Source organism: Dysgonomonas termitidis, assembly GCF_042654545.1.
Lineage (GTDB): Bacteria > Bacteroidota > Bacteroidia > Bacteroidales > Dysgonomonadaceae > Dysgonomonas > Dysgonomonas termitidis.
In genome coordinates this window covers 39,265-58,602 of the sequence record NZ_JBHSGN010000064.1, presented here as the reverse complement: position 1 = coordinate 58,602, position 19,338 = coordinate 39,265, and the positions used below count along the sequence as shown (strand labels likewise).

Annotated in this window: 15 protein-coding genes; 9 read left to right on the top strand and 6 right to left on the bottom strand. The window is 41.0% G+C overall.

What is annotated here, in order from left to right:
- The first annotated feature begins 58 nt into the window (after positions 1-58).
- The 8 genes from ACFO6W_RS09345 (at position 59) to ACFO6W_RS09310 (ending at position 13,958) form a co-directional block, all read left to right on the top strand.
- A complete protein-coding gene (locus ACFO6W_RS09345; RefSeq protein ID WP_379995641.1) occupies positions 59-2,143 on the top strand; it encodes a putative porin in 2,085 nt (694 codons plus the stop codon).
- Between the two features lie 7 nt (positions 2,144-2,150).
- Positions 2,151-2,960: a transporter substrate-binding domain-containing protein gene (locus tag ACFO6W_RS09340; RefSeq protein WP_379995639.1), complete on the top strand. Its 810-nt coding sequence runs from the start codon at positions 2,151-2,153 to the stop codon at positions 2,958-2,960.
- 218 nt (positions 2,961-3,178) lie between these two features.
- Positions 3,179-4,369 (top strand): ATP-binding protein, encoded by a 1,191-nt coding sequence (locus tag ACFO6W_RS09335; RefSeq protein ID WP_379995637.1) that lies wholly within the window; start codon positions 3,179-3,181, stop codon positions 4,367-4,369.
- Between the two features lie 96 nt (positions 4,370-4,465).
- Complete coding sequence (gene nifJ, locus ACFO6W_RS09330) at positions 4,466-8,035, top strand: pyruvate:ferredoxin (flavodoxin) oxidoreductase (protein WP_379995635.1); 3,570 nt, start codon at positions 4,466-4,468, stop codon at positions 8,033-8,035.
- A gap of 200 nt (positions 8,036-8,235) precedes the next feature.
- Positions 8,236-10,413, top strand: a complete 2,178-nt coding sequence (gene porK / locus ACFO6W_RS09325) for a T9SS ring complex lipoprotein PorK/GldK (protein ID WP_379995633.1) — start codon at positions 8,236-8,238, stop codon at positions 10,411-10,413.
- A 55-nt stretch (positions 10,414-10,468) separates the two neighbouring features.
- A complete protein-coding gene (gene porL, locus ACFO6W_RS09320; RefSeq protein ID WP_379995630.1) occupies positions 10,469-11,458 on the top strand; it encodes a type IX secretion system motor protein PorL/GldL in 990 nt (329 codons plus the stop codon).
- A 46-nt stretch (positions 11,459-11,504) separates the two neighbouring features.
- A complete protein-coding gene (porM, locus tag ACFO6W_RS09315) occupies positions 11,505-13,076 on the top strand; it encodes a type IX secretion system motor protein PorM/GldM (RefSeq protein WP_379995628.1) in 1,572 nt (523 codons plus the stop codon).
- Positions 13,077-13,097: 21 nt separating this feature from the next.
- Positions 13,098-13,958, top strand: coding sequence for a gliding motility protein GldN (locus ACFO6W_RS09310; protein ID WP_379995626.1), 861 nt, complete (start codon positions 13,098-13,100; stop codon positions 13,956-13,958).
- A gap of 115 nt (positions 13,959-14,073) precedes the next feature.
- Here the strand turns inward: ACFO6W_RS09310 and ACFO6W_RS09305 are convergent, their stop codons facing one another.
- The 5 genes from ACFO6W_RS09305 to ybaK all read right to left on the bottom strand — a co-directional run bounded on the left by ACFO6W_RS09305 (position 14,074) and on the right by ybaK (position 17,492).
- Complete coding sequence (locus tag ACFO6W_RS09305; protein ID WP_379995624.1) at positions 14,074-14,628, bottom strand: 2-oxoacid:acceptor oxidoreductase family protein; 555 nt, start codon at positions 14,626-14,628, stop codon at positions 14,074-14,076.
- Positions 14,629-14,638: 10 nt separating this feature from the next.
- Entirely contained in the window at positions 14,639-15,397 is a 759-nt protein-coding gene (locus tag ACFO6W_RS09300) for a thiamine pyrophosphate-dependent enzyme (RefSeq protein WP_291108218.1), read from the bottom strand.
- A gap of 32 nt (positions 15,398-15,429) precedes the next feature.
- Positions 15,430-16,512, bottom strand: a complete 1,083-nt coding sequence (locus ACFO6W_RS09295) for a 3-methyl-2-oxobutanoate dehydrogenase subunit VorB (protein WP_006798522.1) — start codon at positions 16,510-16,512, stop codon at positions 15,430-15,432.
- Between the two features lie 72 nt (positions 16,513-16,584).
- Entirely contained in the window at positions 16,585-16,815 is a 231-nt protein-coding gene (locus ACFO6W_RS09290; RefSeq protein WP_006798521.1) for a 4Fe-4S binding protein, read from the bottom strand.
- A 143-nt stretch (positions 16,816-16,958) separates the two neighbouring features.
- On the bottom strand, positions 16,959-17,492 hold the full coding sequence (gene ybaK, locus ACFO6W_RS09285; RefSeq protein ID WP_379995621.1) for a Cys-tRNA(Pro) deacylase: 534 nt from the start codon (positions 17,490-17,492) through the stop codon (positions 16,959-16,961).
- A 115-nt stretch (positions 17,493-17,607) separates the two neighbouring features.
- Here ybaK and ACFO6W_RS09280 point away from each other — a divergent pair, with 115 nt between their 5' ends.
- Positions 17,608-18,630, top strand: a complete 1,023-nt coding sequence (locus ACFO6W_RS09280; protein ID WP_379995619.1) for a DUF4349 domain-containing protein — start codon at positions 17,608-17,610, stop codon at positions 18,628-18,630.
- 48 nt (positions 18,631-18,678) lie between these two features.
- On the opposite strand, the gene pdxH is transcribed toward ACFO6W_RS09280, so the two are convergent.
- Positions 18,679-19,317, bottom strand: a complete 639-nt coding sequence (gene pdxH, locus ACFO6W_RS09275; protein ID WP_379995617.1) for a pyridoxamine 5'-phosphate oxidase — start codon at positions 19,315-19,317, stop codon at positions 18,679-18,681.
- Positions 19,318-19,338 lie beyond the last annotated feature (21 nt).

The following is a 19,338-nucleotide window of genomic DNA, read 5'->3' as shown; positions in this document are numbered from 1 at the left end:
TCTGTTTTTATAGAAACATTAACTTCTCATTTTTCATTTTTTGTGTAAGTTTGCACCGATGAAAAAATATATACTGACAGCGTTTCTGTTTTTTGCCATATTTTCCGTGCTGAACGCTCAGGATAGCAGGCGTAGACCCACCCGGTCTACCCCCCCCGTTCAAAAGCAAAAAGAGGATTCGGCAGCTCCGGTTCCGGATAATTTTCCGGTAACGGTTACGACGGTAGATACTGCCAAAGTTGAAGTCCCACCTATATATGGATGGAAGATTTCGCCTCGTTTGGGAGAGCGGATTTTCTTACCGATGGATACGGCTATCGTTAATTTTCATCAGAGTATGCTGGTCGATGGTTTCGATGTCAATGTGGGGTATCTGGGGAATGTCGGTTCGCCGGCACAATCGATGATATTTTTCGACCGCCCCGAATCATCCCGTTTTGTATTCCTCGATGCCATGCACTATTGGCGTAAAGATCCACAGGATAAGTATTATCTTAATACAAAAGTTCCGTATTCTAATGTCCGCTATCAGACAGGAGGCGGGGGGCAGAGCGCAGAACAGCGTTTGCAAACGGAGATCTCCATGAACCTGGGTAAGAAACTGAATGTTGGCTTTGACTTCGACTATGTATATTCGCGGGGAAATTATACTTCGCTGTCCAATAAGCAGATGAACTATGACTTTTATGCCAGCTATATAGGGGATAAATATAAAATGCATGCGTTTCTGGCAAATAACAATTTCAACAATATAGAAAATGGCGGGATCACCAATCCTTTATATATTACCAATCCGAATTCGGATGAAATAGTGCAGACTCAATTCAGAGGCAATTCGCTGGACATTCCTGTGAGGATGCAAAGTACATGGAACAAGATGAGGGGTAAGCATCTCTATGTGACCAATCGCTACGATCTGGGCAATGATGAAGAGGAATATATGGTAAATGATACCACCAAAGCCTGGCGTAAAAAAGCAAATTATATTTCTCCGGCCAGTGTGATATTCACAACACATTATACTGACCAGAAACGTCGGTTTTTATCGAACTATGCAGGAATAGATACTCTATATCAGTATTACAATAATATAGATGGAAGTGTTGATCCGGAACCTAAATATATGAGTAATATAAATGACTTTACGTCGTATTATTCATTTAAGAATACATTTGCCTTGGCTATGAATGAAGGTTTCCGTAAATGGACTAAGTTCGGGCTGACAGCCTTTGCCGAATACGATGTGCGTAAATACTCAATGCCGGGAGGATTGCCGGGACTGCATGAACGGTATAGTGAAAATGCGTTGACTATAGGTGGTGTTCTGTCAAAAGAGAAGGGTAAATATCTGAGATATAAAGCTTCGGCAGAATTTAATATTCTGGATGGGAAGGACTATAAACTCGAGGGGGAAATTACCACTATGCTGAATCTTTTCGGCAAGCAGGTTTCGGCAAAAGCGAACGGATATATAAAAAGCATAAGCCCCAGTTTCTTCCAAAAGAATTTTTCTTCCAAATACTGGAACTGGAATAGTGAAAATACCAACTTTAGCAATACCAACAGGGTATATGTAGGCGGGGAAATTAATTTCCCGGAATTATCCTTTTCTAAAACACGCATTAGCGGAGGGGTGGAAAATATAAAGAATTATATATACTATAATGAAAATAAAGTAACGGCGCAAGAGTCCGGTAGTGTTCAGGTAGTTTCTTTACGCTTAGATCAGAATCTGAAAGCGGGAATCTTTCATTGGGATAACCAGATCGTATATCAGAAGTCCGGGAACGAGAATGCAATTCCTCTGCCCGAACTTAGTATATATTCCAATATATACCTGATGACCAAAATAGCAAAGGTATTGACCCTGCAAATGGGTGTTGACGGACACTTCTTTACCGAATATTATGCTCCCGGTTACGAACCGCTCACCATGCAGTTCTATAATCAGCAAAAGGAGAAGATTGGTAATTTTCCGATAACAACGGCATATATAAACTTACACTTGAAATTTACCCGTTTCTATATCATGATGTATAATCTGACAGATGGAATGGGCAATGGACAATCTTTTACACTCTATCGCTATCCGGTAAATCCCCGGATGTTAAAACTTGGTATTTCGTGGCGGTTCAATAATTGATTACACCATGACAAAGAAAAAAACTCTGGTTTCTGTCTTACTATTTATTACAGTATCAATAATCATCTCGGTTTTTGTATTCAGCAAAAGCGGTCAGCCAAAGGACTTTGCGCAGATAAAAAAAGATGGGGTACTGCATATTGTTACTGATTATAATTCTGTAGGCTACTTTGTTTCAGGAGATACTATAGCAGGATTCAATCATGACCTGATTCAGTTACTAAAAGCGCATATTCCGTTGAAAATCGAAATTCTGCTGGAAGCTAGCCTCGGTAAAAGTATCGAAGGACTTAAACACGGAAAATATGATGTCATGGCACGTAATATCCCGGTTACTTCCGAATTGCGGGGTACTCTCGTTTTTACCGACCCTGTCGCTCAAAACAGGCAGGTGCTGATACAGCGGAAGAAAGAGTTTAACGAAGGGGTGGAGCCTTTGCGAAGTCATCTCGCTTTGGCTAAAAAGACATTGTATGTCCCTCTCAATTCCCCTGCCATATTGCGGATAAGAAACCTTTCGCACGAGATAGGTGATACGATCTATATAAAAGAGGATTCTACCTATGGTGCCGAACAGTTGGCTATGCTGGTAGCGTCCGGAGATATTGACTACGCTGTTTGCGATGAGAAAAGTGCGGAGAAAATAGCGCGGTCTTTGCCGGAAATAGACTATTCCACATTGATAGGTTTCACGCATATTGAAGCATGGGCGGTAAGCGAAAAATCTCCGGTTCTTTTAGACTCGCTTAATACATGGATAAAGCAGGTTAAAGGATCGAAAGAGTATAATGATATATACCAAAAGTATTATAAATAGGAATCTGATCCTACTATTTGTTATACAGGTCTTCTATGTTTGATAAATTATCTTTATAATATTACCTTTGTACTCGCTTATTGTAAGTTACAGTTCTCTTTTGGCAGGTCTCCATTGTTTTTTGATAAAAAATGATTAAAATTGCTATGTAGACTTTGCAATGACGTAAAAAAAAAGTACCTTCGTCAGATTTTAATTTAGATTATTAAGATTACAGAGTGGAATCATTCTTTCGTACACATAGATATTTAGTAGAACACCTTGACAGTGTTATTCCAAGATTGTTGATGAAGCAGATTGACTGGTCTCAGCGGTTAATCGGGATAAAAGGTACCAGAGGGGTTGGAAAAACTACATTTTTACTCCAATACGCAAAAGAGTTTTTCGACATAAACAGGAGGGATTGCCTCTATATAAATCTCAACCAGTTTTATTTTACTATCAGGTCTATAACTAGTTTTGCGCGAGAATTTGTAGAGCGTGGAGGTAAAACATTGTTGCTGGATCAGGTCTATAAATACCCTGACTGGGCAAGGGAACTAAAAGAATGCTACGAGCTTTATCCGCAATTGAAGATCGTATTTACCGGTTCTACCGTAATGAAACTTCATGAAGACGAAGGTCTTTCGCCTATTGTGGATGTATATAACCTGAGAGGTTTTTCCTATAGGGAGTTTCTTAATATCCAGTTCGAAAAAGATTTTTCAGCATACACTCTGGATGAGATTCTTACAGATCACGAAAGGATAGCGGAAGAAATCTGTACCCGGATAAGGCCGCTTGATAATTTCTGGTCTTATATGCATCACGGCTATTATCCGTTCTATCTTGAGAAGAGAAATTTTTCTGAGAACCTGCTGAAAACGGTAAATATGATGCTCGAAGTAGATGTGTTGTCAATTAAGCAGATAGAGTTAAGCTATCTTCCCAAATTGAGAAAACTATTGTACTTATTGGCGCAATCCGCGCCGGGTAAGCCGAATATAAGTCAGTTGAGTATCGATTGCGAAATATCAAGGGCGACAGTTACCAACTATATGGAATATCTGCGAAGTGCACGCCTCATAAATATGTTATATAGAGAAGGAGAAGAATTTCCTAAAAAACCGGATTTGGTATATATGCACAATACCAATCTTATATTTCCGTTGAAGATGTCCCAGATAGAGGATCAGGCTTTGCGGGAAACCTTTTTCTACAATCAGATACACCACAGCGACAGCAAACTCAAGAAAGGGGTGAAAAGTGGAATGTTCGTTGTAGAAAGTGAAGGGAAAATGTATAAATTTAAGATAGAAGGACAGAAAAGCAGAGGTAAGAATAAGTCAGATATGTTCTATGCTGTAGGTAATCTCGATACAGGCGACAAAAATATAATTCCTCTTTGGCTCTTTGGCTTTTTATATTGAATAAAGAAAAGGATTTGATCTAGTATAGGTTTATATAAATCAAATCCATGAATCATAAAGTAAACTAAATAAGATAATCAACTATTACAAAAAGGTATGGCTAAACAAAAAAAATTCCTTACATGTGATGGTAATCAGGCGGCCGCGCATATTTCATATATGTTCAGCGAAGTAGCTTCGATTTATCCTATCACACCATCATCGACAATGGCAGAGTATGTTGATGAATGGGCGGCAGCCGGACGCAAAAACATATTCGGCGAAATACTAAAAGTACAGGAGATGCAATCTGAAGCAGGTGCTGCAGGTGCTTTGCATGGATCATTACAGGCAGGTGCTCTGACGACCACATATACAGCCTCACAAGGTTTGTTGTTGATGATTCCTAATATGTATAAGATTGCAGGAGAACTTCTTCCGAGCGTATTCCATATTTCGGCACGTGCGCTGGCTGCTCAGGCTCTTTCTATCTTCGGAGACCATCAGGACGTTATGGCTGCGCGCCAGACTGGTTTTGCGATGTTCTTCTCCGGTTCGGTGCAAGAAGTAATGGATCTTTCGGCAGTTCCTCATTTAGCAACGCTTGAGGCTCGCATTCCATTTATGAATATCTTCGATGGCTTCCGTACTTCTCACGAAATACAGAAAGTAGAAGAAATGGATCAGAACGATCTTATTCCTTTGATCGATCAAAAAGCATTGAAAAAATTCCGCGAAAGAGCATTGAATCCTGAAAACCCTGTAACACGTGGTACGGCTCAGAACGATGATATTTATTTCCAATCCCGTGAAGCTGCAAATAAATTTTATGATGCGGTACCTGAGATAGTAGAAAAATATCTTGCTGAAATAACCAAGATTACAGGCCGCAAATACGGCTTGTTCGATTATTACGGAGCGGAGGATGCAGACCGTGTAATTATAGCAATGGGTTCAGTAACAGAAGCTATCAAAGAGACTGTAGACTTCCTGAATGCTAAAGGTGAGAAGGTAGGTCTTGTTGCAGTTCACTTATATCGTCCGTTCAAGGCTGAAGCATTTATGGCTGCTATACCAAAAACAGCTAAGAGAATCGCTGTACTTGACCGTACAAAAGAACCGGGTTCTCTCGGGCAGCCATTATATATGGATGTAAGAGACTGTTTCTATGGAAAAGAAGAAACTCCTACTATCGTTGGTGGTATTTATGGTCTTTCATCCAAAGATACTACTCCGGCTCAGATAATGTCAGTTTATGAAAATCTGGCAATGGCTATGCCGAAGAACGATTTCACAATAGGTATTGTGGACGACGTGACATTCAAATCTCTTCCGTTGAAAGAAGAAGTTTCGGTAGATGAATCTGCATACGAAGCGAAATTCTACGGATTAGGTTCTGATGGTACAGTTGGTGCGAATAAAAATACTGTGAAAATTATTGGTGATAATACGGATAAATATTGTCAGGCATATTTTGCCTACGACTCTAAGAAGTCGGGAGGTTTTACAGCTTCCCACCTTCGTTTTGGTGACAATCCTATCCGTTCTACATATTTGGTAAACACACCAAATTTCGTAGCATGTCACGTTCCGGCTTATCTTCACCTTTATGATGTAACCAAAGGCTTGAAGAAAAACGGTACATTCCTTCTCAACTCTGTATGGGATAAAGAAGATGTAGGAAATTATCTTCCTGACAATGTGAAGAAATATCTTGCAGTAAACAATATCAATTTCTATATAATCAATGCAACCAAGATTGCTACGGAAATTGGTCTTGGAGGCCGTACAAATACAATCCTTCAATCTGCATTCTTCAAAATTTCAAATGTGATTCCTTACGATCTGGCTGTAGAGCAGATGAAGAAATTCATCGTTAAATCATACGGCCGTAAAGGGGAAGACGTAATTAAGAAGAATTATGCAGCGGTAGATCGAGGTGTTGAAGTAGAAAAGGTAGAAGTCCCTGCAGAATGGGCTAATATCGTAGTCGGTAAACCGGTAGAGGATGATGCTCCTGAATTTATCAAAAAAGTGGTGCGTCCTGTTAATGCCCAACGTGGTTACGATCTTCCGGTATCTGTATTTGTAGGCCGTGAAGACGGTACATGGGATCATGGTACAACTGAGTATGAGAAACGCGGCGTGGCAGCTTTCGTCCCTGTGTGGGAGGCTGAAAATTGTATACAGTGTAACCAGTGTGCTTATGTATGTCCTCATGCTACTATCCGTCCGTTCGTACTTGATGCTACAGAGCAGTCTAAAGTTCCGGAAGGAGTGGAATTGCTTAAGGCTCAAGGCAAGCAATTTGATGGAATGGGATTCCGTATCCAGGTAGACGTGCTAGACTGTCTTGGTTGCGGAAACTGTGCTGATATCTGCCCGGGCAAAAAAGGTAACTCAGCCCTTAAGATGGTAGAGATCGGTACTCAGTTCCCTGAACAGAATAACTGGGATTTCATGATAAAGAATGTAACCAGCAAGGCTCACCTTGTGGATACTAAACTGAATGTGAAAAACTCTCAGTTTGCAACTCCATTATTCGAGTTCTCAGGTGCATGTTCCGGTTGTGGTGAAACTCCGTATATCAAACTTGTTACCCAATTGTTTGGGGACCGTATGTTGATTGCCAATGCTACAGGCTGTACTTCAATCTATGGTGGTTCGGCCCCTTCAACTCCTTATCGTAAGAATGAAGAAGGTAAAGGTCCGGCATGGGCTAACTCTTTGTTTGAAGATAATGCTGAGTTTGGTCTGGGATATGCTTTGGCAAACATCACAATGCGTGACCGTATCCAGAAATTGATGACTCAGGCCCAGGACTGCGATAAATGCTCGCCGGAACTGAAAGCCCTGTATAAAGAATGGATAGAAAATAAGAATGAAGCTGAAAAGACAAAAGAACTTCATGCTCAGATAATGCCATTGCTTGAAGTAGAGAAAGATAACTGCGAGTATTGTAAGGAAATTTATTCTTTGAAACAATATATTATCAAACGTTCTATCTGGATCTTTGGAGGTGACGGTTGGGCTTACGATATAGGTTTCGGTGGTCTGGACCATGTGATTGCTTCTGGTGAAGATGTAAATATTCTTGTACTCGATACAGAAGTTTACTCTAATACAGGAGGTCAGTCTTCTAAATCTACCCCGGTAGCTGCTGTAGCTAAATTTGCTGCCGCAGGTAAGAAGATCCGTAAGAAAGACCTCGGAATGATTGCGGCTACCTATGGATATGTATATGTTGCTCAGGTGGCGATGGGTGCTAATCAGGGACAATGCCTGAAAGCAATTAAAGAAGCTGAAGAATATAAAGGCCCATCATTGGTTATCGCGTATTCACCATGTATCAGCCACGGATTACGTAAGGGTATGGGGCATGCTCAGGATGAAGAGAAAGCAGCTGTAGCTTGCGGATACTGGCACCTGTGGCGCTACAATCCGATGTTGGAGGAAGAAGGAAAGAATCCGTTTACGATGGATAGTAAAGAGCCGGATTGGTCTAAATTCCAAGAGTACCTTGGCAGTGAGGTTCGTTACACTTCTCTTCAGAAGTCTAATCCGACAGAAGCATCAGATCTGTATAAAGCTGCTCAGGATAATGCGATGTGGCGTTACAAAGGCTATCAGCGTCTTGCTGCTGCAACATTTGATAAATTTGACGAAGCTTCAGAGCTTCAAAATTAATGATTGTTAATTATTGATATATAATAACATTTGGAGAGCCAGTCATGATGATTGGCTCTCTTCTTTGTTAAAAGCCTTATAGCTACATGTTTATTAAATATAAAGAATCGCAATTTAATATATAAAAGAATTCTAAATTAAAAAATATGTATTATCTTTGCCAAACCTGATATATAGTTATTATAACTGATACAAAACATATGAACAGAAAAACTTTACTAACTTCACTGCTATTGCTCTGTGTATCAATAGTATCCTTTGCTCAGACAAATCAATCAGAGCAATATTCCGTGCCAACGCGGAATGAATATTTACAGAAAGAGCCTGTTTGGTTTATTTCCATAGGAGCCGGAGGACAGGTTTATTTCGGAGAGGACGATAATGGAGTGCCTGGCAACCGTATAAGCCTTGATAAAAGAGTAACTTTCGCGCCCACATTGACAATCGGGCGGCGGATGAGTAACATAATAACCCTTCGTCTGCAGCTATCGGGCGGTAGCCTGCATGGTTTCAACGATGGCTGGAACGGGACTTACACCCGTTGGTGGAAAGATGGGGCTAATGGTGAGGATTTTATGCGCCTTTCTAAAGATCCGCAATGGGATTATATGGGATGGGTAGAAGGTGTGGACTATGAATATAGTGCTGTAGATGCTACGGGAGTGCCTGTATATCATCCGGCGAGAGGTGGTAAGTTTGGTGCTGAAAATCAGAGTTACTATATGCAGCATATGCGTTATATAAGCGCTACCGGAGATGTGTCTCTAAATTTGTTGAACCTGTTAAGGGGATATCAGCCAAATCGTAAATTTGAAGTGTCTCCTATTGCCGGTGTGGGTTGGTATCAACGTTTTGCGCATATGGGTACACTCAATAATACGTTCTTCGGCGGTAGCTTAGGTTTGAACTTAGGTTTTAATTTAACCCGGAAATTCCAAATCTTTGCCGAAGGCAGAGGTATTATTGTAAGCGATAAATTTGACGGACAACAAGGCGATTTGAGTAATAATGGTATTGCGCAGGCTACAATGGGGGTGACATATAAGTTCGGAGAACCGAAATATATTGATCCTGCTATTGAAACACGTTTGGTTATGCCATATAATATAGCACGAGGCTGCGATAAAATGGTACTTGTGCCCGGAGGTAATATAGAGATGGGGACAGGTGTAGACCCGCTTTGGGGTGATTCTGTTCCACGTAAACTGGTTGCTGTAAGTCCTTTCTGGATGGATGAAACGGAAGTGACAAATAAACAATATCGTGAATTCGTTTATTGGGTACGTGATTCCATTATCAGAGAACGTTTAGCAGACCCGGCTTATGCTGGAGATCCTACATTTAAAGTGTTGATTAGGCCAAGTGATAATTCTTTCACTTCTGTAGGGCAACGATTAAACTGGGTTAAGCCAATACCATGGAAGAATCCGACAAGCAGAGAGTCGGCCGCCATAAACAGTGTTGTGGGAGGAAATCCTTTTGGCGCGGACAAAGGCGGATTGATTGTGTCAGCAATGAATTATAAATATGATTGGTTCGACTCTAAGAGTTATTATGCATTCTTAGGCAAAATGCGTGCAGGTGAAGCTACAGCTATTGCTATTACGAAAGATACAGCATATGTAAATTCGAGAGGAGATATTGTTCGCGAAACATTATCAAGAATGTCTCACGGTGACCGGATCGATTTTACGAATACTTATATAGTAAATATATATCCTGATGTAATGAGCTGGATGACAGACTTCGCCAATGCAAAAAGCGAGCGTTATGTAGAAAGTTACTTTACAACGAAAGCCTACGATAATTTCCCTGTGGTTGGCGTATCATGGGAAGCTGCCGATGCTTACTGTGCATGGCGTACAGACCGTTATATCGCAGAAGGTAAATGTACTCAGGCCGGTTTTGAAGGTTATCGGTTACCTACTGAAGCAGAATGGGAGTTTGCCGCCAGAAACGGACGTTCCGAACTGGAATATCCATGGTATTCGGATCAAACACACACTACAGATGGTCTGGCTCATGCTAATTTCAGGGCATCTAAAGATTTAAAAGATTTGGTATCTCCTGTGGCAACATTCCTGCCTAACCGTTTCGGTTTGTATGATATGGCCGGAAATGTGGCAGAGTGGACTACCACAACATTTACGGAGTCGGTAGACCGTATGGCCGATGAGGCTAATCCTGACTTTAGTTACAGAGCAGTATTAGCTGACCCTGCTATCCTTAAACGTAAAATAGTGAAAGGTGGTTCGTGGAAAGATGCGACAGTGCGTTCGGGAGACAGGTCAGTTGAGTTTCAGGACAAAGGCCGTTCATTCATCGGTTTCAGATGTGTGAGATCGTGGGGTGTGGACGAAAAAGGAAGATTTAGATAATAAATCCGTTAAATATAAGTTTATACTTATATAACATCACTTATAGTTTAGCAAAATGACGAAGAAAGAAAATATTAAACATTTCATATCCAGCAGAAGGGGTCAGATAGTATTCAACTATTTATATAGCTGGGGGGCTGCGGTAGTTATTATTGGAGCCATGTTTAAGATTATTCATCTTCCTTATGCCGATTATATACTAATGGCGGGAATGATTACGGAAGCAGTTGTATTCTTTATTTCTGCATTCGATTATATTTCCCCGACTCCCGCTACTGAAACAGTTGCTAATGCTGGAGTGGTTATAGGTAGTAGTGTGACTGGCGGCACAGTTGTTGCACCCCAAACTGCAGCAGCGGTAAGAACAGATTCGGTTAAAGGCAAAGCGGAAAGTTCTGGCCCTGTAGTCGTTATTGCAGGTGGGGGAGGAAACGTCTCCGGTAGAGTTTCTTCTGGCTCTGGTGTATCTTCTGCCGGAAATACAGAAGGTGGTAATGTGAGCCAGACAGTATCGGCTGGAGTATATTCATCCGGTGCTTCAGGAGGGGGAAATGTCTCGGGTGGAGGCTTTTCAGGTGTGCCTGCTTCGGGAAATGCAGGCGGAGATAATTCTTCGGGAAGAAGTATTGCTCCTGAGTATGCACAAAGCTTAAATGATACCGCGCAAAATTTGGAAGAATTTTCTACAACTATACAATCGTTGAATGAAGCATCCCAGAAGCTGCTGGGTGCTTATAGGCACGTTACCGAAACTCAAGGTTTTGTGGACAACCTGGCGACATTGAATCAGAATGTAAGTGGACTGAATGATGTATTCAATACCCAGCTACAGACGATAACAGAGCAAATGTCGGCCATCAGATATATAAACGATAGCTTAATCCGGATGAAAGGTTTATATGACGGAGCTATCGGGGATAGTTATATGTTCAGGGAAGAATCTGCAAAAATGACTAGGCATATAGAAGCATTGAATAATGTTTATGCCCGTTTATTACAGGCGATGACAACAAATAACAACAATATGAACCCAACTAATTTTTAAGTGGAGATCGTTAGACTTGATTTGAAAATTAAAAAGAAGATAACTGATGGCATTAAGTAGAGGGCAAATGACGCGGCAGAAGATGATAAATCTGATGTATCTGGTTTTTATTGCTATGCTCGCTTTAAATGTATCGACAGAAGTTCTCGATGGATTTGTATTGGTAAATGATAATCTTCAGGAAAATATAGCGGTTACAGCTGCACGGAATAAACAAATATATTCAGATATAGACGAGGCATATGCTACAAATCCTGAAAAAACCCGCAAGGGGTATGATACATCGCAGGATGTAAGGCGCAAAACTGATTCGCTCTTCAACTATATACAATACCTGAAACAAGAGATTGCAAAAAAAAGTGATGGAGCGGATGCCGATATTGATAATCTGAAATCGAAAGACAATCTTAATGCTTCATCCGAAGTAATGATTTCTCCCGTCGGCGGACAGGGAAATAAACTGAAAAAAGCATTGGATGAATACAGAGAAAGCATATTAACCCTGATATCTGATAAAACAAAGAAGGATGTGGTTAATAAGACTTTGTCTACTCAGCCGAACGAACGTGCGAAAAAAGACGGAAAGAACTGGTTACAGGCTTCTTTCGACAGAATGCCAAGCATTGCCGCTATAACTTTTTTATCGGAGTTGCAGGTGAATGTGAAGCAGGCGGAAGGGGAAGTGCTGAATAGTTTGATTCAGGATATTGACGTAAAAGATATGAGGGTCAATCAATTGAGTGCTTTTGTTGTTCCTCAATCCAGCATGGTAATGCGTGGAACAACATATTCGGCACAGATTATTATGGCCGCGGTCGATACAACACAGCGTCCGCGTATAGTTGTCAATGGCAAAGAGTTGCCGGAAGATAAAAAAGGTTTATATGAATTTGCCGCTACAGGTACAGGAAAGCAGACTTTCAATGGTTTTATAGAGATGCTGGACCGGAGCGGATTCCCATTGAAGCGGGAGTTCACTCAGGAATATACAGTTATGGAACCGATGGCTACAATTGCTCCTTTACTGATGGATGTACTTTATTCGGGTATTCCCAATCAGATTAGTATATCAGTTCCCGGTGTTCCAATTAGCGAAGTCTCAGCAACTGCTGTAGATGGTGGAACATTGAGTGCTTCGGGCAATGGAATCTGGGTAGCTTCACCTTCTCCATCCAAAATAGGGCAAAAATTTGTAATTGCCGTGTCTGCGAGAGTGAATGGAGCGACTCAAACTGTGGCAAGAAAAGAGTTCAGAATACGCCCATTGCCTCCGGCATTGGCATATATTGATTATAAAGATGCTAATGGTAACCAACGGAAATTCAGGAAGGGTGCTTTATCCAGGGCTTTGATACTAAATTCGCCGGGAATTAAGGCTTCAATAGATGATGGTATTCTTGATATTCAATTTACGGTATTAAGTTTTAGAACATATTCGTTTGATGCCATGGGAAATACTACACCGGAATTATCAAATGGTGCTAATTTTTCTCAACGTCAGATAGAACAAATAAGGAAGATGAGTAGAGGAACGCGTTTCTTCATAGGCGACATTAAGGTAAAAGGTCCTGATGGAGTAGAACAGGAAACGAATCCAATGCAAGTAACGATTAATTAATTAACACAAAAATAGCATATTATGAAATCTATCATTTCATTTATGATGGGCGGATTACTGATTACAAGTTCGCTTTTCGCACAAAACTACGCAAATAACAGACCTAGAATCTTAGATGAAGTATCAGTTGTTACTTCAACTTCGGAAGATATGGCTACGGATATTTCTACAAGAGAGTTATCCGTGATGGAAAATTCAATGAATGATTATACTTCTTCGATCTGGTCGCGTGAGATTTACCGACAGATTAGTGATGTGGAAGGTAATGAGACATTCTTTTATCCTCAGGCATCTACAGAACAGAGAACCAACCTGTTCTCGTTATTGGTAAACCTTTTGAGTACAAATACAATAAACGGATATAAATACGAAGCCCAACCGGAGTTGGGTGCCAGGCTTACCGGAAAAGAAACCCTGGAGGAAGCGGCTATTCCTTTTACAGAAGCTAGTGATAGAACTCTTAATGTGAAAAGGGAAGATATCCCATCCGATAAGATAACTCACTATCTGGTAAAGGAGAGATGGTATTTCGATGCCAAGACATCCAAAGGGGATGTGCGAGTGACGCATATTTGTCCGGTATTATTCGAAAAGGGTAAATATTTTCCATTGTTCTGGGTTCGCTTCGATGATGTGAGTGTATATCTGGCAAGAGCGGTATCGCCGGTAGGAGTAGCTAATGTAACTCCTGTTTTGACGAATGCTTCTATGTTTGATATTATCCGTAACAGATGGTATCGAGGTTGTATATATCAGGTGGGAATGAGACAACTGTCTGCTCACTTCCCAGAAATGAAAGACCTGATAAATGAACGTAAGCGTATAGAGAATGAACTGGATTATATCCAGTCTAAATTCTATGCTGCGGAAAGAAGAAGATAAAAAGAATCAGTATTATATAAGAAGCCTTGTAGAGAATCTATGAGGCTTTTTCCTTTTATATGAGAAAGGAAAAAATCCCCTTGGAATCACCTCAGGGGATTATATATCGTACTGTTTAGCTAGGCTTCTGCACCTCCTGTATTATCTCCATTCCTTTCAGAATAGCTTGTTCATTCATCGGTAGTAACTTGTGATGACGTTCAGGTAGCGATTTTTTCAGCCCCAGCATTACATTATCAAGCTGCACCATCGGTGATACCTTGAGGAGGCCACCCAATACGATCATATTAAAAGCCTTAGTATTTTGCATTAATGTGGCTGTATCTATGGCTTCTATTTTGTATATATATATGTCCTTCCTTGTTGGCGGATGCTGGAATCCACTAGGGTCATATATTAATATTCCTCCCGGTTTTAAGTGAGGTTCAAACTTATCGAGTGAAGGCTGGTTAAGTATAATTGCTATATCATACTCGTTTACAATAGGCGAACTGATAGCATTATCGCTTAGTATAACTGTTACGTTAGCAGTACCACCGCGTTGTTCCGGACCATATGATGGAAACCATGAAACTTCCTTATCTTCCATCAGCCCCGAATAAGCCAGTATCTTACCCATCGACAGCACACCCTGCCCTCCAAAACCTGCTATTATTACTTCTTGTGTCATGCCTTCTCTTTTAGATATTTTTTAAGTCTCCCATAGGGTAAACAGGGAACATATTCTCCACCATCCAATCATTTGATGCCTGAGGCGTCATTTTCCAGCCGGAACTACAAGTTGATACTATCTCAACGATGGATGTACCTTTATTCTCCATAGAGTTTTCAAACGCTTTCCTAATCATACGCTTTGCCTTTTTTACGGTTGCTGCTGTATGCACACTCTGACGGGTTGCAAGACATACGCCTGGTAATTGTGCCAGCAAATCCGTTATTTTGAGGGGGTAGCCATTTTCATAAACATCCCGTCCGTTGGGCGTTGTGGCAGTTTTCATATCCAGAAGAGTAGTCGGAGCCATCTGTCCTCCTGTCATACCGTATATACCATTGTTAATAAAGATAATGGCAATGTTCTCACCTCTGTTTGCAGCATGTATCGTTTCTGCTGTACCGATAGCAGCAAGGTCTCCGTCTCCTTGGTAAGTGAATACCATTTTCTCAGGATTAAGACGTTTGACGGCGGTAGCCACTGCCGGAGCACGTCCGTGAGCTGCTTCCTGCCAGTCTACATCCAGATAATTGTATGCGAAAACAGCACAACCGACAGGCGCGATAGCGATGGTTTTATCCATAATTCCCATTTCTTCCACCACTTCGGCTATCAATTTATGTACAACCCCATGTGAGCAACCGGGGCAATAATGCATCTCGGTATCGTTCATTAATGCAGGTTTTGCATACACGAGATTAGCCGGATCTATAATGTTTGTACTCATAATCTTAAAATTTGAATTTGAAAATACTGTTTTTAGCAGTCAAATTTACGTTGCAGAGCATCTACCACTTCGCTTGGAGTAGGTACTATACCTCCCAGACGTCCGTAATGTTCTACTTTTACTTTTCCGCTTACAGCCAGACGAACATCTTCCACCATTTGGCCGGCATTCATTTCTACTGTAAGTATTCCTTTTATTTTGGATGCGTATTTGTCTATTTCTTTTGAAGGGAACGGCCAAAGTGTGATAGGACGGATAAGTCCCACTTTTATGCCTTGTGCACGTGCCAGATCCATTGCTTTCTGGCATATACGTGCTGCGGAACCGAAAGCCACCAATATATAGTCGGCATCTTCACAGTTGATTTCCTGATGCAGGCATAATTCTTTTTCAATTTTCCTGTACTTTGCCTGAAGGCGGAGATTATTCACCTCCATTTTATTTGAATCCAGTTCGAGAGTGGTTATTATCGTAGGCTTTTTTCCGGGTAGCCTGCCCAATGTCGCCCATGGGCATTGCTCTCTGATTTCGGCATCAGTTCTTCTGCGGGTGTATGCAGGGAGTTTGACTTTTTCCATCATCTGACCGATAACACCGTCGGTAAGTATCATTGCCGGAGTTTGATATTTAAAAGCGAGATCGAAACCCAATGTAACAAAATCGGCCATTTCCTGTACCGAACTTGGAGCGAGAGTGATTAATTTATAGTCTCCGTGGCCTCCTCCTTTTACAGCCTGGAAGTAATCGGCCTGCGACGGCTGTATGGTACCTAATCCCGGGCCTCCGCGCATTACGTTTACCAGCAAGCAAGGTAGTTCGCCTGCGGCGATATATGAAACCCCTTCGAGCATAAGGCTCATTCCGGGGCTGGAAGACGATGTCATAACTGCTTTTCCACAGCCTGCGCCACCGTATACCATATTGATAGATGCTGTTTCACTTTCAGCCTGAAGGACAACCATTCCTGTCGTTTTCCAAGGAGCCTCGGCCATTAATGTTTCCATTATTTCCGATTGGGGAGTAATTGGATATCCGAAGTAGCCATCAGCACCATATCTGATTGCAGCATGAGCTATGGCTTCGTTGCCTTTCATTAAAAATATTTCTTCTGACATAAGCTTTTAATTGATTAAAAAAACGAATTACGGATAGTCAGGCCTATAGGCACGGACAAGTAATTCGTTATACTATTCAAATTTTTTCTTGTAAATGGTGAGACATCCGTCGGGACATACATAACCACAATTGGCACAACCGATACAAGCTTCGGGATTTTTCATAAAAACATAGTGGTATCCTTTCTGATTTACATTTCGGGGCTGAAGCTCCAAAACATCGCAAGGGCATGAAACTACACATAGATTACAGCCTTTGCAGCGTTCTTCATTAACTACGACTGTTCCTTTGATTTTGGCCATTTCCTTATAATAATTATTTTAGCATTACTTTTCCGCCAGGGAATTTTCATCCGATCCTGACACAAAGGTATGCGTATTTATTTTTATATTCTTCTTTTTGGATAACAAAGATGTTAAAAAAAATCATGTCACTAAACATATTATTATTTTTTAGGAGAATATGAGTGCTTGAATTTCAGTTGGTTGTCTATGCAATATTGCATTCGGCTATTTTTTTCTGTCTTTATGTCAACTACTTGGATCAAATCGTCCGGTCTTATCTGAATTTGTAAACCTCTTTTTCCTGCACTTATATAGATAAAATTATATTTTTTACATGAAACATCTATATATGTCGGAAATTTCTTCTTCATCCCTATAGGCGAACACGCACCCCTTATATATCCTGTCACATTCAGCAGATCTTTCATCGGTATCATGTCACAGCTCTTGTTACCGGATACCTTTGCCGCAGTTTTCAAATCCAGTTCTTTTGCTCCGGGAATAATACAGACAAAATATCCTGATTTATCTCCTTTCAATACCAATGTTTTAAATAATTGTTCTACAGGTTCATTTAGCTGTTCGGCGACATGGACGGCGCTAAGGTCTGATTCATCGACTTCATAAGGAATAAGTTTATACTCTATTTTTTCTTTGTCCAGTAATCTAACGGCGTTTGTTTTCTCTATTTTCATAGCTGGCATATCTTACCTTTTTCGGTGTTTAAAACAAATAATTTATCAAGATGTTTATGGAATTAACCATTTATAGTTATCTATTAACTAAAACACGAATTTAAACATTTATATCATGAAAAGCATAACTAATCTTTTTATAATCGCTATCATAGGATTTCCTGGCATGCTGTCTTGCGGCAACAGTAATAAAAGTATTCAGCAAGAACAATCTTATGAGATGTCCATGACTGCTGTAGAAGATGAAAAAAGCAGTGCAGACCAAGTTCTCGACGAAGCATATGAAGTGGAGAAGAAAGAGAAAGCTCCTTCTACTACACTCAAATTCACTCCGCCACAGATTGTTCCTAATTTTATCACCTCTTCAGCTGCCGTTGCAACCTATGATGATGGTGTACATAAGTTTGTGCGTACAGCCTCTACAAAATTTAAAGTAAGAGAAGTCGTTCCGGCTACACAGTCAATAGAGGATATAGCGCTGAAAAACAGAGGCTTTATTATTAAGTCTGCCATCAATAACGAGAACCTGTATTCGGAAACTGTCAATATTTCAAAGGATTCCGCAATAGTCAACTATTCATGTAATCTTCTTGCAACCATCGAGTTGAAAGTTCCTGCGTCATTGCTCGATTCCGTTCTGCGCCAGATAGCACCTTTGGCCATTCTGGTGGATTACCGGACGATAGATGCGCAGGACGTTACAGTAAAACTGATGGCTGACCAGTTGGCTCAAGTTCGCTTGTCTAAGAGGCAAAAACGCATATCTAACGCGATCAGTACAACCGGGCGTAAGCTGGATGATGTAATGGCAGCGGAAGATGCCCTGGATACAAGCCTCGAAGACGCTGACAGAAAAGTGATCTCCGAATATATGACTAATGAGCAGATTGCATACAGCACCATAAACATCAGCATGTATCAGGACAAAATAGAGTATTCCGAGAAGATACTCCGTAAAACTGCAATTAAGGAGTACACTCCGGATTTTGGCTCCAAACTGTTAGATGCATTTGCCGGGGGGTGGTACATTATTAGTGCCACATTTCTTATTCTGGTTCATATCTGGCCACTCATCATTGTTTTCGCTATCGGGTTGTTTATCTTTATGAAGATAAGGAAAAGGAATAAGCAGGGGTGATCATGGCAGGAAGGAGATAGATACTCAGGTGTTTATCTCCTTTATGTTTTACGGAGCTAAGCGCTCGATCTTCCAGCCCCCGTCCGCCAATGTATATTGTATCCTGTCGTGCAGGCGGTTTTTGCGTCCCTGCCAAAATTCTATTAGATCTGGCTTAACGATGTATCCTCCCCAGTTTTCAGGGCGGCTTATCTCTTTTCCTGTGAAACGGGTTTCAAAATCTGCCATGAGTTGTTCCAGATATTGCCTGTCAGGTATTATCCGGCTTTGAGGCGAAGCCCATGCTCCGAGTTTACTTTTTGCAGGGCGTACATCGAAATACGAATCGGAATCTGCTTCCGGTATTTTTTTTGCAATACCTTCAATTCTCACCTGTCTTTCCAGTTCATGCCATACAAAGTTAAGGGCGCAATGGTTATTCTCCGTTATTTGGACAGCCTTCCTACTATCGTAATTGGTGAAGAATACAAACCCTTCCGGCTTTATCTGCTTTAGCAGAACAATGCGGGAAGATGGTTTGCCGTCACTGGTCGCTGTAGCCAGATTCATTGCGTTGGGTTCTAAGGTTTCGGCAGTTACGGCCTCATTGAACCACCGTTCGAACATGATAATGGGATCGGGTGTGACTTCACTTTCATCCAGCGTTTTTAGGGTAAAGTCTCTACGTATATTAAATAGATCAGTCATTTTATCAGTATTTATTGATCT